This window comes from Bacillus sp. 5w2, assembly GCF_054353775.1.
The window spans coordinates 326,750-352,047 of record NZ_JBTIWT010000002.1 but is presented as its reverse complement, the minus strand read 5'-3'; the positions used below and the strand labels follow the sequence as shown (position 1 = coordinate 352,047).

Genomic DNA, 25,298 nt, shown 5'->3' with positions numbered 1-25,298 from the left:
TTTTCAAAAGGAAGAATATACCTCCTTTTGAATTTATTATAATAACGTAGTCTTTCCTGTAGTGTAAAGCTTTTCTTTCACATTCATACTTTTTGCAAGAAAAGGACATTCTACAAGTAAGATATTCAATAGTGATTATTAATATTATTAATACAACAATGAGAGTTATGTTAAGTTTTTGTAAACTTTTCGATAAAATGTTTTAAAAAACGACAGTTTTTTGTTAGAATTGATTAGCCAATATATTTTACATATATTACTTTTGTGGGGGTAACTAATAATGGTCTTTAAATCAAAAAAAGATAAATTTTCTGAAATGTTAATGAATGTTTCTGAAAATTTAAAAGAAGGCGCGCAGTTTTTCGTGGAGTATAAAATTAAAAATGCTAGCGATTTAAAAGAGTTTTCTATGCGCATGAAAGAGTATGAGTCAAAAGGTGACTCATTTATTCACGAAATCATTATGGAGCTAAACAAAGCGTTTATTACTCCTATTGAACGTGAGGACATCCTACAACTCGCAATGAGTATGGATGATGTATTAGACGGATTAGATCATAGTGCTGGTCTATTCGAAATGTATTCTATTACAGAAGCTGATGAATACATGATTAAATTCGTTGAAGCAATTAATCAATGTGCGATTGAGATTGCAAATTCTGTTGAACTACTGTCTAAGAAGAAGTTAGTCGACATTCGTACGAACGCGATTAAGATTAAGGATTACGAATCACAATGTGATGATATTCGCCGTCATGCGATTAAGCACTTATTCTCTCGTGAGAAAGATCCGATTAAGATTATTCAATACAAAGAGATTTACGAAGAGCTTGAAGAAGTAGCGGATAGCTGCCAAAGCGTTGCAAACGTATTAGAAACAATTATTATGAAGAACGCGTAAGGAGTTTGATCATGGATACACTCTTGATACTGACCGTTTTAGTAGTCATTTGCGCTTTAGCTTTTGACTTTATCAATGGATTTCACGATACAGCAAACGCTATTGCAACGGCTGTTTCAACGAAAGCTCTAAAGCCTAGACATGCAATTATTATGGCAGCTATTATGAACTTTTTAGGTGCGATGACATTTACAGGTGTAGCAAAAACAATTACTAAAGATATCGTTGATCCATTTGCCTTGCAAAATGGTTCCCTTGTAATTTTAGCTGCTTTGCTTGCGGCAATAGCATGGAATTTGATCACTTGGTACTACGGTATTCCAAGTAGTTCTTCGCATGCTATTATTGGCTCAATCGCAGGTGCAGCTATCGCTGCTGCCGGTATTAGCTCATTAAATCTTAAAGGGTTTATCAAAATTCTTGAAGCCTTAATCATTTCACCGATTATCGCTTTTGTTATTGGTTATATCGTATACAGTATTTTTAAAGTAGTCTTTAAAAACTTTAATTTAACGAAAACGAACAAAAACTTCCGTATATTCCAGATTTTCACTGCAGCATTACAAGCTTATACACATGGTACAAATGATGCGCAAAAAGCAATGGGAATCATTACGATGGCTCTTATGGCCAATAACTATCATACTTCTAGCGACATCCCGTTCTGGGTACAATTATGTTGTGCGATCGCAATGGGGCTTGGTACTTCTGTCGGTGGATGGAAAATTATTAAAACTGTCGGTGGACAAATTATGAAAATTCGTCCTGTAAATGGTGTAGCTGCCGATTTATCATCATCACTTGTTATTTTCGGTGCAACATTCATTCATTTACCAGTTAGTACGACGCACGTTATCTCTTCTTCTATTTTAGGGGTTGGTGCTTCTCATCGTGTAAAAGGTGTAAAATGGGGAACTGCAAAACGCATGTTAATTACTTGGGTTATCACACTTCCTATTTCAGCTTCTTTAGCTGCTTTATTTTACTCTTTATTACACTTAATCTTTTAATTAAAAGTCGTCTTCCTTATTTTTCTAGGAAGACGACTTTTTTGTGAACAAACCTTTTTCTCATTAAAAAGCGTGTATAATAATTGGTGGATAAGTTATATAGAGGAGTTGGCAAATTTGGAATACATCATGTTACTTTTCATCGGGCTAATCGCCGGGACAGTCGGGAGTCTAGTCGGGCTTGGTGGCGGAATTATTATTGTTCCGTTATTAATCGGATTACACAGCCTATCACCACAACTTGCAGTAGGAACTTCAATGGTAACAGTCGTTTTTACAGGACTATCTTCCACCCTTACTTATATGAAGCATAAACGAGTAGATTACAAAAGTGGACTTATTTTATTTATCGGGAGTGGCCCTGGTGGTATCATCGGCTCATGGGCAAACAAATTTTTAAACCAAGACACATTTTCTTTATATTTTGGGATTTTCCTTATCTTTGTCTCCATTCTTCTTATGTTACGAGACAAATTAAACCCCCTTTCTTTATCAAATATGACTGTAATTAAGCGTTCTTTTACAGATAACGAAGGAAACACTGTACACTATCAATTCCCACCGCTTCTCGCTATCTTTATCGCCTTTATAGTTGGTTTTATATCTGGGTTATTTGGAATTGGTGGCGGTGCCTTACTTGTTCCAGCAATGATGCTCCTTTTTGCATTCCCAGCACATATTGCTGTAGCAACTTCGATGTTTATCGTATTTCTATCAGCAATTGTAAGTTCTGCAACTCACATCTCCCTTGGAAATGTCAGCTGGATTTACGCATTAGTTCTTATTCCTGGTGCATGGATCGGTGGAAAAATCGGGGCTTATATCAATACAAAATTAAGTGGTAAAGCCGTAATTAATTTATTACGTATTACATTAATTATCCTCGGGACTAGATTAATCATTACTTCTTTTTTATAACGCGTTCTTTTTAGAATGCGTTTTTCTTATACGCATGAATATAAAAATCCTCCTAAGAGAACAAATAAAATTAAACAAACACATAATAACATATAATTGGAAATATGTAATTTCTTCAAGTTGACCACTCCTATAACTGCGACTGTTATCTTTATGATAGCGAAAATATAGTTTACTTGCAGTTACAAAGTGCTAACAATGCAAAATCATTTATTACAAATTTTATCCTTATATTTCATTTCTTTGTATATTCTATCGGTTTAATAAAAAAAGATGTCATATTGACATCTTTTTTAGTGAAGAAGTGACCATCCCATAAAATCCTCATGGACTTGGCACGCCCTCTTATCATTTCGATCATATAATTCAGCATAACTATCTGTTTCTTCATCATAAGCCATCGTATAAATAATTTGGCCGTCTACTTCAACGGATAAAACGACTCCACCTTTCATCTCTTCTACATGAATGATAGCATTCGCCGGAATTCTCATATCCGTCATTTTTATCGCATCTAACAATATACTAAACCTCCTACAGCGTATTCATTGCTAGTACTATTACACACTAAATAGTATACTACTGTAATAGCATACATTTCGTCAATGAAATTGCTGTTTAAATAGCATATTGTCTTTATACATATACACTAAAATAAAAAAAATAGAAATGTTTAAATGGGGGGCTAACATTGATTCTACACAAAGGAGATGTACTATTTCGTCAAGGCGAGGACGGTCCTTTATATTTTATAAAAGCAGGTTTATTAAAAGTAGTAAGAATAGAAGAAGATGGAACACCATTTTTATTCAACATTATCGTTCCAGGTGAAACAATACCTCACCATTCTTTAATTTCACCGAAGGAGTATCACGGTACAGCAATTGCTTTAATGAAAACAGAAGTTGAGCCTATAATTAGTAATGAATGGTACGATCAACTTCAGGCAAATCCCGCATCCTATGCAAATATCGCTATGCAATTACAATCAAAATTAAGAATGATGCAACAGCGTATCGATCAATTGACAACCGTCTCTCCGAAAGAACGTCTTCATCGTTTACAAGAATGGTTCACATTATATTTAGGTGACATTCCTATATATGAAATATTAACGCAAACTGAAATTGGTCAACTAATTGGTATACGCCGTGAAACGGTAAATCGGCTGTTACGAGAACAAATAAAAAACGAGGTAAAATAATACCTCGTTTTTTCGCTTATTCAAATCCATTCTATTGTAAGCTCGATGCTGGACCGAAAAATTCATAGTGGATATGCTCTTGTTTCACACCTAAATCAGTTAGTGCAGCATTTATATGTTTCATAAATGGTACGGGTCCACAGAAATAAAATTCTGCTTCAGTTGTCGGAATAATAGTTTGTAACCATTCACGCTCAATGAAACCTTCTTTATCAAAGTTCTTCATTTCCAAATCTTTTTCAGTTGGTGCAGAATAGCAAGTGTACGCTTTAACTTGTTCGTATTCATTATCTACTGCCTCAACGTGTTCTTTCATTGCATGTGTATTACTATTTATCGCTGCATGAACAAAACATACATTACGTTTTGAGTCTTGTTCAATTAACGTATTTAGCATACTCATCATCGGTGTAATACCTACCCCACCACTAATTAGTACAACTGGTAATGTTGCATCCATATTTAATACGAAATCTCCTGCTGGTGCACTTACTGGTAACATATCGCCTTCTTTTACATGATCGTGTAAGTAGTTAGATACTTTACCGTCCGGTGTATCTACACCTTTTTCTTTCTTTACACTAATACGATAATATTCTTTTCCAGGAGCATCTGATAAGCTATATTGACGATTATGTGTATATGTTTCACCTTCAATATTTATTTGAATCGTTACATATTGCCCTGGGATGAATGAAGAAACTTTTCCTCCATCTTCAGGTTTTAAATAAAATGATGTAATAACATCGCTTTCCTTCACTTTTTTAACAACTACAAAGTTACGGAAATCTTTCCATCCACCTTCTTTATGTGCCGCTTCTTCATACATCTCTGCTTCAATGCTAATGAATGCATCAGCAATGACACCATAAGCTTCTCCCCATGCGTTTAAAACTTCATCAGGTGCACCTGCAACCTCTTTAATTGCACGTAATAAACATGTACCTACAATCGGGTAATGTTCCGCTTTAATACCTAAACTTCTATGCTTATGACCAATTTGTTTTACAACTGGAATAATAGCTTCTAAGTTATCAATGTACGTTGCAGCTGCATAAACAGCATTCGCTAGCGCTTGTTGTTGTCTTCCCTTTTTCTGATTTGTATGGTTGAAAATATTCAATAACTCCGGATGTTCCGAAAATAAAATTTGATAAAATCTCGTAGTAATTTCAACGCCTTTTTCTTGTAATAATGGTACTGTTGACTTTACGATTTCAATTGTTTTTGCACTTAACATTGTATCCCACTCCTCTATTTCCTTAACTGTTTTTAGTTTAACTGAATTGTATAATACAGATTGTGATTTTAATCACTATTAACACGGTGTTTTTGTGAAAAATATATGAACATTGCACTTACAAAAGAAAATAAGCCAACTAGAATTCTAGCTAGCTTATTATTTGGACTGTATAGCTTGTTCAATTACCCTTATATCTTTCCCATCTCCAAACTCTGTATACCCCCAGACATTCGTTTCACCTCTATATTTATTTACGATAATATCCAAGTCATGGTATACACGATGTGCATAAATTACATACTCAATATTTTGGAGTTCCACACCTTTTTTTACAATTTCATAGCTTCTATTTACATCGCGTTTTATTTTTTCGTTCTTTATTTCTGTATGTATATTTTTTAATGACGATTCTTGTTGTTGAAACCATTGCTTAAATTGATTCCAGTCCCCGTCTGTATAATTCTCTGCTTTACCATAATTTAAAAAATTATTATAACTTTCATGTGTCATACGAATAAAATCAAGCACTTTTGTCTCTTCTTGCACATCTTCTATTTGAGCTATTGTACTTACCCCAGCGGGCTTATTCGCATAATGTAATAATACTTTCATAAGACTATAACTCGCAATTATCATCACGATAATAACACCAAACACATTTAGCAATTTCTTCATATACAGAACTCCTTTTCTACTATGAATATTACAATGTACTGTTACACTTGTAACATTCTCTCGTAGAAATGTAATTCCTGTTTAAATCCTTCTTGTCATTTCGACAATATTTTTCTATACATTTCTCCTTGGTAAATGTTCTTGTAAAACAATATACCCTTCATAAGCTGTGTAACCGAGTATAGCCATTAATCCGATATAACAAGCAAAGACTGTCCATTTCGTTTTCATATCAACTTTATAATAGTTTTCCTGTTGTCTCTTTTCTGTCTCCCATTCCTGTAATTTTCTTTCTGACACTTCAAACGCTTCTCTTATATGAATAATATGCGTTTCTTTTTCATCTTCATATGGAACGTAATCAAGTGGCTCAAACTTTGGTAAAAGATACTCTAACACTTCAATCTTTTGAAGTTCTCCTATTTTTAATTCTTTCTCTCTTTCTTTTTGCCTCAATACATTCATTTCATGTTGCATCATATATATATTTCGATGCACCGCACCAGTTTCTTTTAATTCCTCTTCAAGCCTTGCAACATATTCTTTCATTCCATCAATTCTATATCCTAATTCCTTAATTGGCTCATCTCTCTTTATTACTCTATATAATTCCATACAGCCGATAATAAAAATAAATCCTCCCAAAATACTTTTAAAGTAAATGGAATAACCGAGCAATATAATAAGGCCCGCTCCCCAAATCTTTGTACTTACAACTGAGATAATTCGTCCACCATCTAACGGAGAAACTGGAATCAAGTTAAAGAAGTTAATCATACTTCCAAGTAAAATAATTAATGCCCAAAATGGCTCTTTCGTTATTACATAAAGTGGAATTGCAGGTAAAAATGACAATAATCCGAAAAGAGGTCCCATATAGGCGATGTAAGCTTCATCTTTTGCATTTTTCGGCATTTCTTTCATCCCAATAAGAGCGCCCATAAATGGAATAAATATTGCTGGCGATGTTGGTATCCCTTTTCTTTTCGCAGCCCATAAATGGCCCATTTCATGAATAAACAACAAATAAATGAGCGCTACTCCAAATTTCCAACCATATATAACTGCGTATGCACCAAGTGATAGAAACATACTAAATACCGTTGAAAACTTTGCTAATTTAAAAATTGCAAATACCCACTTTAACTTAGAAAGTAAAAATAGCCCTATTGCAACAATAATTCCCCATAATCCTTTTTTATTATTTTTCATATTCCTCTCCTTTATCTCGCATTAATGAGTCATATTCATTCATTAAAGCTTTTTCTTTTCTCTATTATGACATATTTTTTTCTATCGTTAGAAATAATGTTTATTTAATCCATTTTTAGCCAAAAATATAAAAAAAGGAGGTGTATACGAATGAATTTACAGTCTCTCATAATAGGCGCTCTATCGTTTTTAGCTTCAACTCTTATTTTTTATACCGTTAGCTACGTATTATTATTAGATTTGTTGCCCAATCACGTATTTATTGCTATTATCGTCCTTTCCGCTCTTATGATTTCTTTTCTTATTACACGAAAATCAATGAATGAGCCATCTGCAAAAGCAAAGTAATAGAGAGGGGTGTTTTCCCCCTCTCTATTATCATTTCCTAGGAAAGGCCATATAGAATCCCGCTATTTGAGAGCTCCTGACCAGCGGGGGCCGCCCCCACCGCTTAAAGTTTCACTTTATCTTTGTAAATTCATTTTTTCACCATACTCTTTAACAATTTGAATGATATTTTGAAAAACACCTATTTTTTCTTTTTTTCTATTTAATATTTTCAAATCATAATTTTCATAATATGTTTCTAATGACTTTAATTGTGATTCTGAAGCACCTTTTATCGGAACAGTAGCATGCAATTCATACTGTTTATACCCTTCCTTTACCTTTTCACCTAAAACCATTTCACTCTCTTTTGCTCCAATTAATTTTTGAACTTTTTCCGGGAAAATGACTTGTAAATAGTATTCTTGTTCCTTCTCTAATTTGTTGTATAGTGATTGTGAAATCGTATAGCGTACCATATAATTCATTTTTTGATCGCCAGCTTTAATATGAAACGCGGTAATCTGCAAATCTTTTTTTGTTACTTCCGTTAAAGGACCTACCTGCATCTCATCTTCTTTTTGTTCTGACACATTTGGAAATATAGCCAAAAGCTTTTCCGTATCTTTTTTATTCAGCATATACATAGCTTTCTTATATTGTACCCATCCCCGTCTGTCTTCTCCTCTTAACCATGCATAATATGTTTCTTTTTTTCCATCTCTACTAATTTGTATTTCATATTCCGGTTCACCGAAGCTACCTGTTATTTCTTGTTTCTCAGCTTTATCCAAAATGTCCATTACTAACTTAGCTTCTGATTCCTGTAACTTTTTCTCTTTATGTTTTTTTTGTATAACGGTTATCCCTATTGTTTCTTTCACTTCATTCACCGTCTCTTCCACTTTTTTTGGTTCTTTTTTTTGCTCAACTTGACCACAAGATGCTAGTAACATAGCAAATAACAACAATACATATTTCCTTTTCAATTTAATCCTCCTTTTACAATAAGAAATTCTTATAATCTTCATATAAAAAACAAAAACGTGACACACTATAAAATAAGCTATACTAAACATTGAAAGGAGGTCTTTTTCATGTCCATTAATTTTCATGATGCAAATAATAAATACACATACGCACAGCGAAACGCCCATATTTCCTGGGGGGAAATGATAAAAAGTATTACAAATATACAAAACAAGCAAATCATTGATATCGGCTGTGGTGGTGGGATTTATACGAAAGAACTCGCCCTTATGGGAGCAACGAGTGTTGTTGGACTTGATTTTTCAAAACAAATATTACAGGCTGCAAAAGAAAATTGTAGCAGCTTTCCAAACATTTCATTCATTCACGGTGATGCTCATAGCGTCCCATATCCTAATGATACATTCGACATTGTTATTTCGCGCGCAGTTATTCATCATTTACAAGATATTCCTACATTTCTACGTGAAGCTTCTCGTATATTAAAGAAAAACGGTGTACTTATTGTACAAGACCGAACTATTGAAGATTGTACAATTCCTGGAAGCCCCGAACACATTCGTGGATATTTTTTCTCTACCTTTCCAAAACTCATTGAAATAGAATCAAAAAGACGGCCAAAAACCACCACGATACAACAAGAATTACAAAAACATTTTCTTCATGTGCTCCCCACTCAAACACAATGGGAAGTACGAAAAATACATGATTCTGTAGAAGCATTGCTACAGGATTTATCACCTCGAACAGGTCGATCCATTCTATACGAATTAACAGATCATGAACTTTCTCAACTTCTACAACAGATCCAGATCGCATTACAAAACACCTCTCCTATTATTGAAAGAGATCGGTGGACAATTTGGAGTGCCATGAAATTGTAAGGAAGGAAGCCTCACAAAATAATGTGAGGCTTCCTTCTTTCATAATCTAATTTTGCAACACTCTTGATATCCTCCACTTCTGGCCTGTGCACTTCCACACTTCGGACATACTAAATATCTAGACTGATTTGTCAACAAACTACCTTTTTGAAAGAGTAAAACTTCTGCTTGTTTAAACGAACGCGAATAATATAACCACATAAAACCAATTATAGCAATAATGCCAAATAATACTCCCATCGCAAGCATTCTAGTCACCTCTTTTGGTTTGTTCTGTCCAGCAAGTGGATTGTTGTATTATTCTCTGTAAATTCAAACAATCCCTTCTTTACTCCTACAAATATCAACTTTCTCTACAAATTTTACAATTCTATAAAAATTTCCACTCCCTTTTTACAATCCGATATTCATCACCCATTCAATTCAAAATAACGAATATCACCTTCGATATTTCTATATATGAATATATATTTCAGAAAATATATTGACTTTCTAAAAAAAACATGCAACAATACTGTCAGAATACTTGAATAAAAATTCATTGACGAGAACGAGTACGTTATAGGACTGTCCCCCAGAGAGTTGGCGATTTGCTGAAAGCCAACGTTCAGTGCGTAGCCGAAAATCATCTCCGAGAAGTAGAACCGAATGTTACAGTAAGTTCTTACCGGCTGTCCACCGTTACAAGGAACACGTATCATGTTGTACGTTGTAAAGCCGTATACATATAGACTCATTTCTACATGTATAAATTAGGGTGGTATCGCGGGTAAATATAACTCGTCCCTTTCTTTAGGGACGAGTTTTTTGTGTTCTTACAAATGAATTTTAAAAAAGGAGGAAAAACAATGAACACTGTATCAAAAAAACATATTTTTTTCACGGGTCTTATGCTATTTTCTTTATTTTTTGGGGCAGGTAATTTAATTTTCCCTCCCATGCTTGGACAAAATGCAGGTGAAAATTTTTGGCCGGCAATGATCGGATTTTTATTAACAGGAGTCGGTTTACCATTATTAACTGTTATTGCAATTTCTTTATCAGGAAATGGTATGCAACAACTCGCAAGTCATGTTCACCCATTATTCGGAATTTTCTTTACTGTAGTTGTATACATTGCAATCGGTCCATCTATGGGAATTCCACGTGTTGCAAATGTCGCTTATGAAATGGGCGTTAGTTCTTTCTTTCCAGAAACAATTCGCTCTAGTAGCCTAGCACTATTTTTATATACAATCATCTTCTTTACTATCGTATTTTGGCTTAGTTTAAATCCATCTAAGCTCGTCGATCGTATCGGAAATGTATTAACACCTATTTTATTGCTCTCTATTTTCTTATTATTTGTTAAAAGTGTATTTACACCACTTGGGCAGTCAGGTCCAGCAATGCAAGCGTATCAAACTTCTCCAATCTTCAAAGGTTTTATGGAAGGATACTTAACGATGGATACAATTTCAGCACTTGCATTTGGAATTATCGTGGTAAATGCAATTCGCTCTAAAGGTGTGAATGATCGTAAATCCATCGCTATCGCAACAGCAAAAGCGGGACTTATTGCCGCTACTGGTCTCGTACTTGTATATGGCGCACTTGGTTGGCTTGGTGCGACTAGCGTCTCTCTCGGATACGCTAAAAATGGAGGACAGCTACTCACTGTTATCGTACAACAATTATTCGGTCCATATGGCCTACTTCTACTAGCATTAATTGTTACACTTGCTTGCTTAACAACATGTGTTGGACTTGTATCTGCATGTAGTCAATATTTCTCAACATTATTGACTACATTTTCATACAAAACGTTCGCGAGCATCATTTGTGCATTAGGATTATTAGTTGCCAACTTAGGTTTAACGAAAATTATTGCCATCTCTGTTCCAATTCTACTTGTTGTATATCCAGTTGCAATTGTACTTGTTCTACTATCGTTACTTCATAAATATTTCGGCGGATATCGCTCTGTTTATGTAGGTGCTTTAATTGGGGCTGCAATCGTAAGCGTATTTGACGGATTAAAACAAGGTGGTATTTCAGTTTCATTTATCACACCATATTTTGAATTTATCCCTTTATATAATGAAGGAATTGGCTGGCTAATACCTTCATTAGCCGGGGCTATTATCGGCCTTACAATCGCTAAGTTAAGCGGTGCGAAAAAAGTTCCCTTAATAACCGATTCCCGCGAAGTAAAAGCATCCTAAAAAAACTCCCGAAAGGGAGTTTTTTACTTTTGATAAGCAGTATGATTAAAACTGCTTATTTTATACGCTTTCGTATAATATTCGATATTTGTATCCACTGTTTCTACTTTAACAACATCATAGCAATCTTCTTGCTTTACTAAGAATAAATAGTACTCTTCTGTCGCCTCAACAATTGCAATTTTATCTGTTTCAACATTATATTGTTCACAAAGCGCTTGTAATGCGTTCACATAATCCCCTAATTTTTTAGACTTATCCATGCCAAATATCGTTTGAACTAACATACACTCTCTCCCCTTTGTATGTACTGTTAACAACTTAATGTTAACGCTTACATTTATTAACGTCAATAAAAAGATTTGGCGTAAACTAATAATCAGTGGGATAGCCCCCCACTGATTAAAGTTTCACTTTATCATTTCGTCAATTGATGTCTAAACGCATAAATAACCGCCTGTGTCCGGTCACTTACATTTAGCTTATTTAAAATATTACTCACATGTGTCTTTACTGTTTTGAGGGCTATAAACAATTCATCTGCAATCTCTTGATTACTTTTCCCCTCTGCAATTAATAACAAAATTTCAGACTCTCTTTCTGTTAACTCCTCATGCAAAGGTTGTTCTTTCTTCTGACGCATACGAGACATCATTTTACCAGTAACTTTTGGCTCTAATACCGTTTCTCCATCATAAGTAGCTCGTACAGCGTCTGCTATATCACTCGCTCTTGATGTTTTTAATAAATAACTTGTCGCTCCCGCCTCAATAACAGGATACAATTTCTCATCATCTAAAAAGCTCGTTACAACTACAATTTTCGCTTCTGGCCATTCCTGAATAATAGCACGTGTTGCTTCAACCCCATCCATCTCATCCATGACAAGATCCATCAAAATAATATCTGGTCTTAATTGCAGTGCTAACTCTGAACCTTTTCTTCCATTTTCAGCTTCTCCAACTACTTCGATATCTGGCTGCGTTGATAAATATGCTGATACACCCATTCGAACCATTTCATGATCATCGACAAGTAACACTTTTATCATGATTCTCCCCCTCTCTCAATCATAATCGGTACTTTTACTTCTATTTGCGTCCCTTTAGCCGGGAAACTAAGTACTTTTAATGTCCCACCAATTTCATGAACACGCTCTTGCATTGATCTTAAACCATATGAACCAGCCTTATTCACTCCGACTTCAAATCCAACGCCATCATCAATGATTTTTAGAATTGCATATTGATCAATTTTCCGAAGACGTACTTCCGTTTTCTTCGCTTTCGCATGTCGTAAAGTATTGGATAAAGCTTCTTGCACAATACGAAATAAATGATCTTCTACACCTTTTTTCAATTCTATTGGCTCGATTAGCCATTCAATTTTCATATGTTGCTTTCGCGATAATTCCGTCAATAATTCTTCTATACCTTGTGTCAGTTTCTTACCTTCTAATTGTACAGGGCGTAAATGAAGAAGCAATGCTCTCATTTCCGATTGTGCATTTACAACCATATTTTCAACGAGCTGCAACTGCTTTGTCGTCGTTTCTGGAATTTCAGCTACTTGTTCATTAATAGCCGACATCATCATTGACATTGCAAAAAGCTGCTGACTTACAGAATCATGCAGCTCCCTCGCCAATCGATGCCTTTCTTGGGAAATCGCTTCTTGTCTCATCTCTTCATTCCAATGAGCTCGTTCATTCGTTACTTTTTGAAAGAGTCCAGCTTGCTCCTCTAATCGACGAGCAAGACCGATTACTTTTCGTTCCACTTCATGAAATTCATCATCTGCAGTAAACGAAACATCACTCGGAAAATTCCCTCGCTCTACTTCAAATAGAAAAGTATTTAATCCTTGTATACGCTGCTCTATATAGTAACCGATTGCATACCCTACAATTCCCCCGATAAGTAAACTTGTAGTCATAATAAACAAGCCAATTGGAACAGAAGCGATGGATTCTTTCCATAATAAATCATAAACTTGTTGCTCACTTTTCCATACATATACAATTGTACAAATAAGTGCGATACTAACTGAGGACAACATAGAGTAACGAATATACATCCACGAAATATTTTTTTGTTTCTTCATTATACTTTCCTCACTTCCGTATCGCCTACGACAAGCGAAGAAATAATTTTAATACGACGAGGAGCTTCTTTATACTGCTCTGTTCTAAATGTAACATTGCGATTAAACCCTGTTTCCTCATGTCCTGGCAGGAGCACACGTCCGACAATAACAGAATGATTTAATGACAGTTCAATATCATACGGCACATATAAACGAATATTACCTACTACACCTCGAATAACAATTACCGTTTCTCCTTCTGGAATCATGGCAGTTGTTAAATCTATTTCAACATCACAAGCACCATATTGAACATTAATATCCTCAAGTTCATAAATATGATCCATCATTCGTACATTACCTACAAACATATTTTTTAAATATGGTTCTGTACGATATATTTGCTTCTCTTCATCTATAATCCCTTTTTCTTTAATTTCAACCTTCATTGCTTTTTGCTGATGCCCTTGTTGAATCAGTTGATAACCAATTAAAGCTAAACAAGCAAATACGACAAGAACAAATGCTGCTGATGAAAATAAGAAGAATAATAATACGATACCACCAACAAATAAAAATACATTTCCCCGTACATAACGATTCTTTTTACGATAATGCCTTCCAAACATAAGCATAATAAATGCAAAAATGAGACCACCTGGTTCAAAATGTCCAAGTATCATATCAAGAAATAGACCAAATCCAAATATGATGAGGAGCATCCCCATTAATTGTGTTTTTGAAAAATGCTTCTTCATTTCAGCTCCCCCCTTCTTGTCACATATACATAGAAGAAAAGGCATTGCTTTCCAACACCTTTTCTCCTATCACTATATCATAAGCCTGTTTTATAATATACTACTATTATTTTGTTAACTCTTTCGTTAACGATACATCATTCTTTTCTTTCATTTCACGCTCAAGCTTTGCAATCTTCATATCAAATGTGTCACGTTCATGCCCCTCATTCATACGAGTTTCTATATCGCGAATATGATCTTCAATTTCTTCAAAGCGTAAGAACGGATTATTTTCATCCATTTTATGCATCGCAGTATTCATACGGCGATTAGCATGTGCCATATTTTCACGTGCCATTAATTCCATACGTTTCGCGTGCATTTCTTTTAATTTATTTTTCATCTCAGCAAGACGACGCTCTAACTCATCAATTTGCTCTACAACACCTGCATACATTTCTTCTAATCGAGTTACTTGCCCTTCATAATAAGCTACTTCTTCTAACGCACGCTCATGCAGTTGTAGTTCGCCTGCTTCTTGTGCGATGATCGCTTGCTTTGATCTTTTATTAACGAAATAACGTGCTTGCTCAAGCTCACGAGCGAAATTAGATTTTAATGTTTTATGGCGCTGAATTAACTTCTCAATTTTTGTTATTTCACGCTCACTATCTCGTAAATATTGATTTAACATAGCGATTGGATTTTTTCTTTCTTTCTCATCTAACACATTATGAAAATCTGCTAAAATTGCATCGCGTACACGTCCGAATAAAGATTGTTTCATTATAATCTTCCTCTCTTCTACTTTATAAATTTGATTTATTTTATATTAGTTTTTCATTAACTTGTTCCACTCATCTTCAAAGTTACTATATGGTTTAGAACTTTCTGGAGCAGAATCAACAACTACATCTTTTTCTTTTTTCCACTCACGGTATCCGTAGTATAAAACTACTAATGCTGCGATACCGATTAGTGCTGGGGAATGAGAAAGTGCAATGGATAAACCGATTAAACCAACAATACCCCAAGCTAACTTTCCAAAAAATGATTTAGCTCGCACAAATGATTTATAGCTCCAGTACACAACTCCTGCTCCGATTGCGAATCCTACAATACCAGCAAGACTACCAAGAGCAATTAAAGCCAAAATACCGGCCGCGATAAACGCTAGAAATTGTTTCATCTTGTGCTTGCCTCCCTTCGATTTGATACTCTTATCTTAACTATTTTTTCATGTTTCCATAACGAGCTTAAGAACCGTTTTTGACTCAGACTTAAGACCGAGTTGCATTCAGCCTTTTGTAAAAACATGCGGTAAGATCGGATGCTTTACTCTTTTATCGCACATAAAAAGCCGTACAGAGAATATTCTCTGTACGGCTTTCGTTACTATTCATTATGCTGTTTTATGATACTCTTTCTTTCCCGCTACTTTAGAAAACCTCGGGAAACCAATTAATATAGAAATGATTCCACATACTCCAACTAAGATTGGATAAAACGCATATGGCAACAATTCAATTGGAGATAACGCCGCAAATCCTGCTGCCGTTAACATTTGCGCACCATACGGAATTAATCCTTGCACACAACATGAGAAAAGATCTAATACACTCGCTGATTTACGAGGATCAATTTCATATTGATCTGCAATATTTTTCGCAAGTGGACCTGTAAAGATAATAGAAATTGTATTATTCGCTGTACACATATTCGTCATACTCACTAAGCCAGCAATACCAAACTCTGCTCCTTTTTTTGAACGAATGTTACGCGTTAAAATATTCATTAAATATTGAATGCCACCATTATATTGAATCAGTTCGACCATACCGCCAATTAAAATAGCTAGTAATACTAACTCCATCATACCGCCCATTCCAGTCGTTACACTTTTAAAGAAACTCTCTAACGTGTAACTTCCATCTAAAAGACCGATAACGCCAGATAGTACAGTTCCACCAGTTAACACGATAAGTACATTCCAACCAAGTAGCGCTGTAATAAGTACTCCTGCATAAGGTAAAATCTTTATCCAGTCAAAGCTATGCGCTTTAATCTGCGTATCGCTTCCTAAAGTGACGATTACTAAAAGTACAATTGTAATAATAGCTGCTGGTAATACAATTAAAAAGTTCGTTTTAAACTTATCTTTCATTTCTGTTCCTTGTGAACGTACAGCTGCGATTGTTGTATCTGAAATAAATGATAAATTATCACCAAACATCGCTCCGCCTACGACAGTAGCCATCGTAAGTGCAATTGAGATATCAGTTTGCCCACTAATACCTACAGCAATTGGTGCTAATGCAGCAATTGTTCCCATTGAAGTTCCCATCGCTAATGAAATAAATGCCCCTATAACAAAAATTCCAGCTACGATAAATCCTTGCGGTAAAATTGATAACGCTAAGTTAACTGTAGAATCAACGCCGCCCATCCCTTTTGCTGTTTCAGAAAACGCTCCCGCCAGTACAAAAATCAAAACCATAATCATAATATCTGGGTTCCCTGCACCTTTAGCAAATCGTTCCACTTTTACATTAAAACTTTCTTTACGATTCATTGCTAAAGCGACTCCTACAGCAATTGAAATCGCTACAAGTATCGGCAATTTATAGAAATCACCTGTAATAATTCCAGAACCAATAAATAGCGCCAAAAATATTCCAAGTGGTAATAAAGCCAAACCATTTCCTCTCGTTTCTTTCAAAGTACCATCTCTCCCTAGTTTCAACCTTTTTCTAATGAATAACAAAAGACCTCTTCCAATGAGAAGAGGTCTTATACATCTATAAGAAACACTCTTCTCATCTTTCAAGCACATGCTTGCTGGATTTGGCACAGCACTCTGAAATCGAGTCCGCTGCCGAGGCATCGTAGGGCCAGTCCCTCCGCCTCTCTTTATAAGAAGGTTTCATATTTATTTTTTAATAATAATTTCTTCCCTAACTTTACTCGCTTACAAAACAAAAGTCAATTATTTTTTGTATAGATTTTTTTGGTAATTATGCAAAAATTTGAATACAACAATCATTTTAACTTTTTGATTTCTTCTTCCAATATTGAAATCCAATAAAATTCACTATTCTTTATTGCAGCTATTATCCATTTCGTAGTGTACCAAGCTAACTCGTACTCTTCTTTTGTAACATCGCCACTTTTATAGGCATCCTCTAGCTCATCTTCATCTAGTACATACATCTTACCGTTCGGTAATAATACTACATCTAAATATAAATCATCAAAATACGGTAAACTACGTTCGTCTATTTCATATTCTTTCGCCACATCGATATAATATTGTACTAATTTTTTCTGATCATCTAACATAGCCGTAATCGCAAAGTTTTTCCCGTCTATGAAATATTGAATCCACGTATACTGATTGCCTGCAATACAAAGTTCTTTACCATCATATTCTTTACAACTTGGTTCTTTCACCTTTTTTATTTCCAGTATTCCTAGCATTCCCTCTTCTATTTGCTTAACCGTATAATCCTTCTCTATTAGTCGCTTCCACGAAGAACCGTCACCATATTTACGTTTCATTACGTCTACTCCTCTTCTATATACAGAAAAGCTCCCACATATTATGTGAGAGCTTGTTCATATTATAATTAAGCCGCTTGACCTTTTTCAGAAATCTCTTTCAAATAAGCTTGTCCTTTTTCAGCGTCATATTGACCTTCCCACTTAGACATAACTACAGCTGCTAAAGAGTTTCCTACAACGTTAACTGCTGTACGAGCCATATCTAAAATACGGTCAATACCAGCGATGAATGCTAAACCTTCAGGTGGAATACCTACTGTACCAAGTGTCGCTAATAATACAACGAATGATACGCCTGGTACACCTGCGATACCTTTTGATGTAACCATTAATACAAGTAATAATGTAATTTGTTGTGTAATAGATAAATCAATACCGTACATTTGTGCTAAGAAAATAGCCGCAATTGCTTGATATAAAGTTGATCCATCTAAGTTAAATGAATAACCTGTCGGAATAACGAAAGATGTAATTGCTTTCGGACAACCGAACTTCTCCATTTTCTCCATGATTTTCGGTAAAACTGTTTCTGAACTCGCTGTAGAATATGCTAAGATCAGCTCGTCTTTTAAAATCTTAAAGAATTGGAAAATGTTAATTCCAAATATTTTCGCTGTAAGTCCTAAGACAACTACGACGAAGAAGATCATTGCTCCATATACGACAATTAGTAATTTCCCTAATGGAATTAATGAAGCTAGACCGAATGTAGAAACTGTAACACCAATTAGTGCAAACACACCAAATGGTGCAAATTTCATAACTTGGTTTGTTACATAAAACATTGCATCAGCTACACCTTGGAAAAATTGAAGAACCGGTCTTCCTCTTTCACCAATTGCTGCTACACCTAAACCAAATAATACAGAGAAGAAGATAATAGCAAGCATATCTCCGTCAGCTAATGACTTCATAATGTTCGTTGGAACAATATTTACAAATGTATCTGCAAATGAATGACTTTGCACTTGCTCTGTCGTATGTGTATATTTCGAAATATCTGTCTTCGTTAACTGATCCATATTTACGCCTTTTCCTGGTTGGAAAATATTCGCAATTAATAGACCGACAATAATTGCAATTGTTGTAATAATTTCAAAATAAAGAATTGTTTTTCCGCCTAGTCGGCCTAGTTTTTTAACATCGCCAACACCAGCAACCCCAACAACAATACTTGCTACAACAATTGGTACAACGATCATTTTAATTAATCGGATGAAAATATCACCAATTGGTTGTAAATATTTCACAACCGCTGGATTATCAAAGAAAATCGCCCCAACTGCAATACCAAGCGCAAGTCCTATTAATATTTGCCATGCAAGTCCTATTCTTTTCATATTTGTTGTAACCCCCTCTTCGATGTGTCACTCTATCTCTCATTCTATCTCTATAAAAACATGAAATTAAGAGTATTACATATTATTCGACAATTCACTACATTTTGTCCCTGTTAAAAATCATAAATCAAAATTTTAAATCTGACAACAAAATAAGTTTGCCCGAACGCAAATAATTTTCTTGACAAAAACAAAACCCATGTCAGAAAACCTCACATGAGAACGATTCCTTATCAGTGTTTTATTGGATTCTCATCTAATATTTCACTATATAAAACAAACGTATTTTTCCCTTTATTTTACAACAAAAATTAAATAATACATCCTTTTTACATGAATTTTAAAAATCCATCTGCCGTGAAAATTATCGTTAAAAGACGATAATTTCCTACAAAACTTAGCAATTTTATAAAATTTTCTTTACATTATGGTTACAACGATAGACACCCTTCTTCTTATGATATATAACATTCATAGGGAAAGGAGCCAGACAACCATGAAAAAGAAATTTGCAGCGTTCAGTGTTTTAGCAGCAGGAACGATTTTTGTTTCTCCGTTTCTTTCACCCGCATACGCTGAAACGAATCAAGATAAATTATCTAATATTCAATCTGAATTAGAAGGAAAACAAAATGACTTACAAAATAAATCAGCCGAGAAAGAACAAATAGAAAAGGAAATTCAAGAATTACAAAAGAAAATCGACGACCTAACTACTTCTATTAATAAAAACGAAGCTGAATTAAACGATACAAAAAAAGAAATTAGTAAAACACAACAAGTAATCGCTGAAAAAAAGAAACATATAGAGCAATTACAAACAAACATAGATACGCGTCAGGAAGTTATTAAGCAACGTTTACAATCTATGCAAGAAAAACCTCGTACAAATATTATTACAGAGGTATTAACAAATTCTACAAACATTGCAGATCTTGTTGATAATATGTACTCTGTAAGTTTAATTTTAAACAATGATACAGATATTGTGAAAAAGCAGACAACTGACCAAAATGCTGTAGCAACTGAAAAAGAGGCTGTTGAGAAAAAAGAGCAACAATTAAAAGAATCCGAACAGAAATTAGTTCAAAAACAACAAGAGTTGCAAACGAATCAGCAACAGCAGCAAACCTTTATTAGTGATCTACATACGAAAGTAGCAAAAGTAGATTCAGAGATTGAAGGATTAGAAGAATCCAAAGGTATTTTAGAAAACCAGCGTCAAGCTGTTCAAAAAGCAATTGAAGAAGAAAAACGTGCCGAAGAGGCTCGTAAAGCTGAAGAAGCCCGCAAGGCAGAAGAAGCTCGTAAACAAGCTACTACATCTGCTCAAAAAGCTCAAGCAGCTCCAACACCACACGATACAAATATTGGCGGCTTTATTAAGCCAGCAGCTGGATCAAAAACTTCTGGGTTTGGCGTGCGCTCTATAGATAACCATAAAGGAATCGATATCGCAGCTTCAGGAACCGTACCAATTATTGCTGCTGCTGATGGCGTTGTTATTCGCTCAGAATTATCATCTAGTTACGGAAATGTTGTGTACTTATCTCACCGTATTAACGGAAAAACATACACAACAGTATACGCTCATATGAGTAGCCGTTCTGTATCTAATGGACAAACTGTAAAACAAGGAACTCAACTTGGATTTATGGGGAACACTGGTCAATCCTACGGACAGCATTTACACTTCGAACTTCACCTTGGAGAATGGAATGTCGGCAAAACAAACGCAGTTGATCCATCTCCTTATATCGGATTATAAAAAAACTCGGTGCATACCGAGTTTTTTTATTTCCACTTCACACACTATAGGCATTCCACATAGACTACAACTAAATGCCTATATTTTACGAGGTGAATCATATGAATACGCAATTACAACAAAAAATCGAAGAGGCTAGAGAAACTTATATTGGCCGGCTATTTACATTTGGTGGTTCAGCATTATTTTTAATCGGATCATTCGTAGCAGTCGTAACAGCCTATAAAGCATATAATCGTTTATTAAATACACCTACAGCATAATAAAAAGACGGAGATTTCTCCGTCTTTTTATTATGCAAACATTTTAAGTACGCCTATTGCATTTAAAAATACAATAATCACAGTTACTGGAATAACATAACGAAGCAAGAAGAACCAAATATTAAATAATGTTTTCCCTTTCGTTTCTGTAACTTCTAATTCTTTCATTAACATTTCTTTACTCATTTTATTTGGTACAAATAGCGAAATAGCTAGTACTCCTAACGGCAGCAATACATTACTTACCGAAAAATCGACGAAATCAAAGAATGTCTTACCAAATATTTTCACATCACTCATAATTCCAAATGATAATGCTGACGGGATTCCAACTGCAAAAATAAGAATACCAATTAATAACGATGCTGACGGACGCTTTTTCTCATTATCTTTCGCAACAGATGCTACTACAATTTCAAGCATAGAAATTGCAGAGGTTAACGTTGCAAAGAAGAATAAAACTAAAAACATAATGAAGAAAAATTGTCCAAATGGTATTTTCGCAAATACTGCTGGAAGGACGATAAACAGTAGTCCTGGTCCTTCAGTCGGCTTAACGCCTAATGCGAAAATCGCCGGGAAAATTGCTAATCCTGCAAGTACTGTAATAAAAACAGTTAAACTTACAATAGATGTTGCTGATTTCGCCAAATGTTCTTCTTTCTTCAAATACGAACTATACGTTACCATTACTGAGGCACCTACTGTTAGCGAGAAGAATGATTGTCCCATCGCGTATAAAATTGTATCTGCTGTAAGCTTTGAAAAATCAGGTTTTAAGAAGAACTCTACTCCTGCAAAAGCACCATCAAGTGTTAATGCACGAACAATGATTGCAATAAATAAAATAAATAATAGCGGCATCATATACTTACTTGCCTTCTCTATCCCTTTTTCTACACCTTTACTTACAACAAAAATTGTGCAAAGCATAAAGATAAATTGCGCTCCAATCGCGCTTACTGGATTTGAAATCGTTTCACCAAACAATCTCCCATAATCAACAACACCATTCCAGAAGCTACCTGTAACACTATAGTATAAGTACAGTAAAATCCATCCACCTACAACACTATAAAAAGATAGTACACTAAAACAAGTAACAACTCCCATGCGACCAATCCAAGGATATAACTTGCTATTTGGCACTAATACTTTATACGCTGTAACTGCCTCTTTTTGCGTACTACGCCCAATAACAAATTCAGCTATTAGAAGGGGCATACCTATAAATAAAGTTAATAGTAAAAATACAAGGAAGAATGCGCCTCCCCCGCCATTACCTGCAACATACGGAAATTTCCATATTGCACCAAGACCTACTGCGGCTCCAGCTGCTGCGAGTACAAAGCCTATTTTCGACGTCCATTGCTGTGTTTCTTTCATCATAAATTCCCCTTTTCTGAATATTTAAACTTTTATCAATTATACACTTTCATTTCATACTCGCACACCTCCTTTAGAAAATAAAAAAGTCCCCTACACGCAAATATGCATGTAGAGGACGATATATGTAATGTTAATACCGTGGTACCACCTCAATTGGATTGATAAATCCCACTTGTTCAAGTACAGGAAAATTCCGATACTCTATCCTTTTAACGGCGGAACCCGGGTTGCCTACTACAATGTTCAACATACCTCTCGCAAGCCCATTCTGTATATTTTATCGTACCGGGCTCACACCTTACCCCAGCTCTCTGAACGTATCAAATATACATACTCTTCTTGCTCATCGATTTCATCTATTGAAGTTACTAGTGATTATAAATTATATTTTTATAGTTGTAAAGTACAATTTATTCATTATCCTATATGAACTCTTCTCTCTAATTCTTGTAAAAACAATTCTCTTTTTTGTTCATTTTGAACATATATCGACTTTAATACCTCTTGCAACAATATATTTCTCTGCCTTTTCTCTATTTGTAATGCTTTCACTTTTACTCTAACTTCGTATAAAAAATCAAGATACGCTTCATACGCCTCATCATATTTATTTGCGATATCATCACGAATTTTTTTTGCAAGTTTCGGGCTCGCTCCTCCGGTAGAAACAGCCACATTCAGTAATCCACGATGAATCGCTGCCGGAAAATGAACATTACCACTTTCCGGGTTCGTAATAACATTTACTAATTGATTCTCTGCGCTATCTTCAGCAATTTGTTCATTTAATACAGCATCACTACTCGCTGCAACAACTAAAAAAGCGTCTTTAATATCACTTTTTTCATACTCCCTTTGATACCAACGAATTTTCTTTTCTTCTACAAGTTTCACTAAATTCGCATCCAATTCAGGACTTACCACAACTATATCCGCACCTTGTTTTAGTAAAGGAATAATTTTAAATCCCGCGACTTTCCCTCCACCAATGACAACAACACGTTTCTTCTCAACTCGCACTGTAAGTGGATACATATTGATCTCCCTTCAATAATTTCTTCGTTTTCTGAATTAACATATACTGAAACGCTTCATTCTTTCCTAAATACGGACTTATTTTTATCTCATCCAACTCATATTGGCGCACTTCTTTTTCAATATGTTTCATAAGTAAACCTGTAAATAACAAGTAAGGCAGCACAACGATGTTCTTTTCTTTTCGTTCTACAACTTCCTTTAACTTCTCCTCAAATTTTGGCTCGGCAGCCGCTAAATAACAAACTTCTACTTTTTTAATCTTCTCTTCTGTTTGAAATAAAGAAGCAATCCAGTTTATATCTCTTAATACTTCAGGATCACTGCTCCCTCTTGCAACGAGAAGTAGCGTCACTTCATTCTTATCTTCCTGTTCAATGCCACTTCCGCTATACACCGATTTAACAAGTGTTTCTGATACACCAAACGGGTTACCATAGGTCACTTTAACATTCGAAAATTGCTTAGTTAACTTCTCCAATTCAAACGGGATATCTTTTTTCACATGACCTGCCGCTAATAAAAAAACTGGAATAACAATAATCTCTGTAGCACCACGCTTCACACATGTACGGAACCCTTCATCAATAGTTGGATTCGCTAACTCTAAAAAACAAACTTCTTGAATACTCGCCTCTACACGGTTCATACATGACGTAATAAACGCAACTGCTTCTTCTTTAGCCGCTTTCAAACGACTTCCATGACATATATATAAGATGGCCTTCATTTTATAACACTCCGCTTACTTGATACGTACTTTCTGTCTGTTTCTCAAACCAATGGATTCTTTCTCTAAAACGGACCACTTCTCCAATTACAATCATGCTCGGATTTTGAATTTGTTCTTTTTTCGCAATATCTACAATTGTCCCTAACGTCCCTACAACCGTACGTTGCATAGATGTCGTTCCCCGTTCAATAATAGCAGCAGGTGTACTTTTATCCTTTCCATGCTTCATCAGTTGTTCACATATGTAGGGTAAATTACTAACCCCCATATATACCGCCAATGTCTCTACACCTTTCGCTAAATTTTCCCACTTCACTTCCTCTGCAGCATCTTCTTTCCTATGTCCCGTCACAATAGCAAAACTCGCACTTGCATCACGGTGCGTCACCGGAATACCAGCATAAGCAGGCGCAGCTATTCCAGCTGAAATACCAGGAACGATTTCAAATGGTACACCTTGCTTTGCTAACGCTTCAGCTTCTTCTCCCCCTCTACCAAATACAAATGGATCACCGCCCTTAAGCCTCGTTACAACTTTTCCTTTTTTCGCATATTTAATAAGAAACGTGTTAATTGTCTCTTGCTTCATCGTGTGATAATTTGGTAGTTTTCCGCAATAAATTAAATCTGCTTCGGGCTTTGCATAGGAAAGCAACTCTTTATTTACAAGGCGGTCGTACAAAATAACATCTGCCTTCTCAATACATTTCAACCCTTTCACAGTGATTAAATCTGGATCACCAGGACCCGCACCAACGATATAAACCTTCCCCATCATCTCTCCTCATTTCTACTATTAAAGTGAAACTTCCATCC

General features: G+C 35.2%; 28 protein-coding genes, 1 riboswitch and 2 other annotated features. Of the genes, 9 read left to right on the top strand and 19 right to left on the bottom strand.

Going from position 1 to position 25,298, the window contains the following annotated elements; translation table 11 throughout:
- Positions 1 to 280 precede the first annotated feature (280 nt).
- From ACXY7N_RS06120 to ACXY7N_RS06110, 3 genes are all read left to right on the top strand, one after another.
- Positions 281 to 901, top strand: coding sequence for a DUF47 domain-containing protein (locus tag ACXY7N_RS06120; RefSeq protein ID WP_000231446.1), 621 nt, complete (start codon positions 281 to 283; stop codon positions 899 to 901).
- 11 nt (positions 902 to 912) lie between these two features.
- A complete protein-coding gene (locus tag ACXY7N_RS06115) occupies positions 913 to 1,911 on the top strand; it encodes an inorganic phosphate transporter (RefSeq protein WP_016088685.1) in 999 nt (332 codons plus the stop codon).
- Positions 1,912 to 2,028: 117 nt separating this feature from the next.
- Complete coding sequence (locus tag ACXY7N_RS06110; protein ID WP_116363173.1) at positions 2,029 to 2,829, top strand: sulfite exporter TauE/SafE family protein; 801 nt, start codon at positions 2,029 to 2,031, stop codon at positions 2,827 to 2,829.
- A gap of 293 nt (positions 2,830 to 3,122) precedes the next feature.
- Here ACXY7N_RS06110 and ACXY7N_RS06105 read toward each other — a convergent pair whose 3' ends face one another.
- Positions 3,123 to 3,350 (bottom strand): hypothetical protein, encoded by a 228-nt coding sequence (locus tag ACXY7N_RS06105; RefSeq protein WP_000882907.1) that lies wholly within the window; start codon positions 3,348 to 3,350, stop codon positions 3,123 to 3,125.
- 170 nt (positions 3,351 to 3,520) lie between these two features.
- Here ACXY7N_RS06105 and ACXY7N_RS06100 point away from each other — a divergent pair, with 170 nt between their 5' ends.
- Entirely contained in the window at positions 3,521 to 4,033 is a 513-nt protein-coding gene (locus ACXY7N_RS06100; protein WP_016088686.1) for a Crp/Fnr family transcriptional regulator, read from the top strand.
- A 31-nt stretch (positions 4,034 to 4,064) separates the two neighbouring features.
- Here ACXY7N_RS06100 and hmpA read toward each other — a convergent pair whose 3' ends face one another.
- The 3 genes from hmpA to ACXY7N_RS06085 all read right to left on the bottom strand — a co-directional run bounded on the left by hmpA (position 4,065) and on the right by ACXY7N_RS06085 (position 7,163).
- The gene (gene hmpA, locus ACXY7N_RS06095) at positions 4,065 to 5,273 is read right to left on the bottom strand and encodes an NO-inducible flavohemoprotein (RefSeq protein ID WP_016133987.1); all 1,209 of its coding nucleotides are present in this window, start codon (positions 5,271 to 5,273) and stop codon (positions 4,065 to 4,067) included.
- 159 nt (positions 5,274 to 5,432) lie between these two features.
- The gene (locus tag ACXY7N_RS06090; RefSeq protein WP_016088688.1) at positions 5,433 to 5,951 is read right to left on the bottom strand and encodes a hypothetical protein; all 519 of its coding nucleotides are present in this window, start codon (positions 5,949 to 5,951) and stop codon (positions 5,433 to 5,435) included.
- A 114-nt stretch (positions 5,952 to 6,065) separates the two neighbouring features.
- Positions 6,066 to 7,163, bottom strand: a complete 1,098-nt coding sequence (locus ACXY7N_RS06085) for a site-2 protease family protein (protein WP_016088689.1) — start codon at positions 7,161 to 7,163, stop codon at positions 6,066 to 6,068.
- A 150-nt stretch (positions 7,164 to 7,313) separates the two neighbouring features.
- On the opposite strand from ACXY7N_RS06085, the gene ACXY7N_RS06080 reads away from it, so the two are divergent.
- Positions 7,314 to 7,511, top strand: coding sequence for a hypothetical protein (locus tag ACXY7N_RS06080; RefSeq protein ID WP_016088690.1), 198 nt, complete (start codon positions 7,314 to 7,316; stop codon positions 7,509 to 7,511).
- A 116-nt stretch (positions 7,512 to 7,627) separates the two neighbouring features.
- Here ACXY7N_RS06080 and ACXY7N_RS06075 read toward each other — a convergent pair whose 3' ends face one another.
- A complete protein-coding gene (locus ACXY7N_RS06075; RefSeq protein WP_016088691.1) occupies positions 7,628 to 8,479 on the bottom strand; it encodes a YhfM domain-containing protein in 852 nt (283 codons plus the stop codon).
- A 108-nt stretch (positions 8,480 to 8,587) separates the two neighbouring features.
- Between ACXY7N_RS06075 and ACXY7N_RS06070 the strand changes: the two genes are divergently transcribed.
- Positions 8,588 to 9,364, top strand: coding sequence for a class I SAM-dependent methyltransferase (locus ACXY7N_RS06070; RefSeq protein WP_016088692.1), 777 nt, complete (start codon positions 8,588 to 8,590; stop codon positions 9,362 to 9,364).
- A 39-nt stretch (positions 9,365 to 9,403) separates the two neighbouring features.
- On the opposite strand, the gene ACXY7N_RS06065 is transcribed toward ACXY7N_RS06070, so the two are convergent.
- Positions 9,404 to 9,613, bottom strand: coding sequence for a hypothetical protein (locus ACXY7N_RS06065; RefSeq protein WP_000880630.1), 210 nt, complete (start codon positions 9,611 to 9,613; stop codon positions 9,404 to 9,406).
- Positions 9,614 to 9,896: 283 nt separating this feature from the next.
- Positions 9,897 to 10,155: a binding site (T-box leader), on the top strand.
- Positions 10,156 to 10,212: 57 nt separating this feature from the next.
- On the opposite strand from ACXY7N_RS06065, the gene brnQ3 reads away from it, so the two are divergent.
- Positions 10,213 to 11,568, top strand: a complete 1,356-nt coding sequence (gene brnQ3, locus ACXY7N_RS06060; RefSeq protein WP_488592327.1) for a branched-chain amino acid transport system II carrier protein BrnQ3 — start codon at positions 10,213 to 10,215, stop codon at positions 11,566 to 11,568.
- A 23-nt stretch (positions 11,569 to 11,591) separates the two neighbouring features.
- Here the strand turns inward: brnQ3 and ACXY7N_RS06055 are convergent, their stop codons facing one another.
- From ACXY7N_RS06055 to gltP, 9 genes are all read right to left on the bottom strand, one after another.
- A complete protein-coding gene (locus ACXY7N_RS06055) occupies positions 11,592 to 11,888 on the bottom strand; it encodes a DUF3922 domain-containing protein (RefSeq protein ID WP_116329309.1) in 297 nt (98 codons plus the stop codon).
- 98 nt (positions 11,889 to 11,986) lie between these two features.
- Positions 11,987 to 12,619 carry a response regulator gene (locus tag ACXY7N_RS06050; protein ID WP_000598709.1) on the bottom strand — a complete coding sequence of 211 codons (633 nt, stop codon included), beginning with the start codon at positions 12,617 to 12,619 and terminating at the stop codon, positions 11,987 to 11,989.
- Positions 12,616 to 13,671 (bottom strand): sensor histidine kinase, encoded by a 1,056-nt coding sequence (locus ACXY7N_RS06045; protein ID WP_016088694.1) that lies wholly within the window; start codon positions 13,669 to 13,671, stop codon positions 12,616 to 12,618. The genes ACXY7N_RS06050 and ACXY7N_RS06045 overlap by 4 nt, the downstream gene beginning before the upstream one ends.
- The gene (liaF, locus tag ACXY7N_RS06040; protein ID WP_016088695.1) at positions 13,671 to 14,411 is read right to left on the bottom strand and encodes a cell wall-active antibiotics response protein LiaF; all 741 of its coding nucleotides are present in this window, start codon (positions 14,409 to 14,411) and stop codon (positions 13,671 to 13,673) included. Before liaF ends, ACXY7N_RS06045 begins: the two co-directional genes overlap by 1 nt.
- A gap of 106 nt (positions 14,412 to 14,517) precedes the next feature.
- A complete protein-coding gene (locus tag ACXY7N_RS06035; RefSeq protein ID WP_016136605.1) occupies positions 14,518 to 15,180 on the bottom strand; it encodes a PspA/IM30 family protein in 663 nt (220 codons plus the stop codon).
- A gap of 45 nt (positions 15,181 to 15,225) precedes the next feature.
- A complete protein-coding gene (locus ACXY7N_RS06030) occupies positions 15,226 to 15,582 on the bottom strand; it encodes a lmo0954 family membrane protein (RefSeq protein WP_016088697.1) in 357 nt (118 codons plus the stop codon).
- Positions 15,583 to 15,795: 213 nt separating this feature from the next.
- Positions 15,796 to 17,112 (bottom strand): Na+/H+ antiporter NhaC family protein, encoded by a 1,317-nt coding sequence (locus tag ACXY7N_RS06025; RefSeq protein ID WP_033659650.1) that lies wholly within the window; start codon positions 17,110 to 17,112, stop codon positions 15,796 to 15,798.
- 94 nt (positions 17,113 to 17,206) lie between these two features.
- Positions 17,207 to 17,312: riboswitch (SAM riboswitch) on the bottom strand.
- A gap of 120 nt (positions 17,313 to 17,432) precedes the next feature.
- Positions 17,433 to 17,951, bottom strand: coding sequence for a ribonuclease FAU-1 family protein (locus ACXY7N_RS06020; RefSeq protein WP_088083473.1), 519 nt, complete (start codon positions 17,949 to 17,951; stop codon positions 17,433 to 17,435).
- Positions 17,952 to 18,019: 68 nt separating this feature from the next.
- A complete protein-coding gene (gene gltP / locus ACXY7N_RS06015) occupies positions 18,020 to 19,294 on the bottom strand; it encodes a glutamate/aspartate:proton symporter GltP (protein WP_016133985.1) in 1,275 nt (424 codons plus the stop codon).
- A gap of 496 nt (positions 19,295 to 19,790) precedes the next feature.
- On the opposite strand from gltP, the gene ACXY7N_RS06010 reads away from it, so the two are divergent.
- Both ACXY7N_RS06010 and ACXY7N_RS06005 read left to right on the top strand, forming a co-directional pair.
- Positions 19,791 to 21,062 carry a murein hydrolase activator EnvC family protein gene (locus tag ACXY7N_RS06010; protein ID WP_016088701.1) on the top strand — a complete coding sequence of 424 codons (1,272 nt, stop codon included), beginning with the start codon at positions 19,791 to 19,793 and terminating at the stop codon, positions 21,060 to 21,062.
- 101 nt (positions 21,063 to 21,163) lie between these two features.
- Positions 21,164 to 21,325 carry a hypothetical protein gene (locus tag ACXY7N_RS06005; RefSeq protein ID WP_016088702.1) on the top strand — a complete coding sequence of 54 codons (162 nt, stop codon included), beginning with the start codon at positions 21,164 to 21,166 and terminating at the stop codon, positions 21,323 to 21,325.
- Between the two features lie 30 nt (positions 21,326 to 21,355).
- Here ACXY7N_RS06005 and ACXY7N_RS06000 read toward each other — a convergent pair whose 3' ends face one another.
- The 4 genes from ACXY7N_RS06000 to cobA form a co-directional block, all read right to left on the bottom strand.
- Complete coding sequence (locus tag ACXY7N_RS06000; protein WP_488592326.1) at positions 21,356 to 22,711, bottom strand: sodium-dependent transporter; 1,356 nt, start codon at positions 22,709 to 22,711, stop codon at positions 21,356 to 21,358.
- Positions 22,712 to 22,822: 111 nt separating this feature from the next.
- Positions 22,823 to 23,070 (bottom strand) — a binding site (T-box leader).
- A gap of 61 nt (positions 23,071 to 23,131) precedes the next feature.
- The gene (locus ACXY7N_RS05995) at positions 23,132 to 23,749 is read right to left on the bottom strand and encodes an NAD(P)-binding protein (RefSeq protein WP_016088704.1); all 618 of its coding nucleotides are present in this window, start codon (positions 23,747 to 23,749) and stop codon (positions 23,132 to 23,134) included.
- Positions 23,724 to 24,479 (bottom strand): sirohydrochlorin chelatase, encoded by a 756-nt coding sequence (locus ACXY7N_RS05990; RefSeq protein ID WP_016088705.1) that lies wholly within the window; start codon positions 24,477 to 24,479, stop codon positions 23,724 to 23,726. The genes ACXY7N_RS05995 and ACXY7N_RS05990 overlap by 26 nt, the downstream gene beginning before the upstream one ends.
- A gap of 1 nt (position 24,480) precedes the next feature.
- The gene (cobA, locus tag ACXY7N_RS05985) at positions 24,481 to 25,257 is read right to left on the bottom strand and encodes a uroporphyrinogen-III C-methyltransferase (RefSeq protein ID WP_016133983.1); all 777 of its coding nucleotides are present in this window, start codon (positions 25,255 to 25,257) and stop codon (positions 24,481 to 24,483) included.
- Between the last annotated feature and the right edge of the window lie 41 nt (positions 25,258 to 25,298).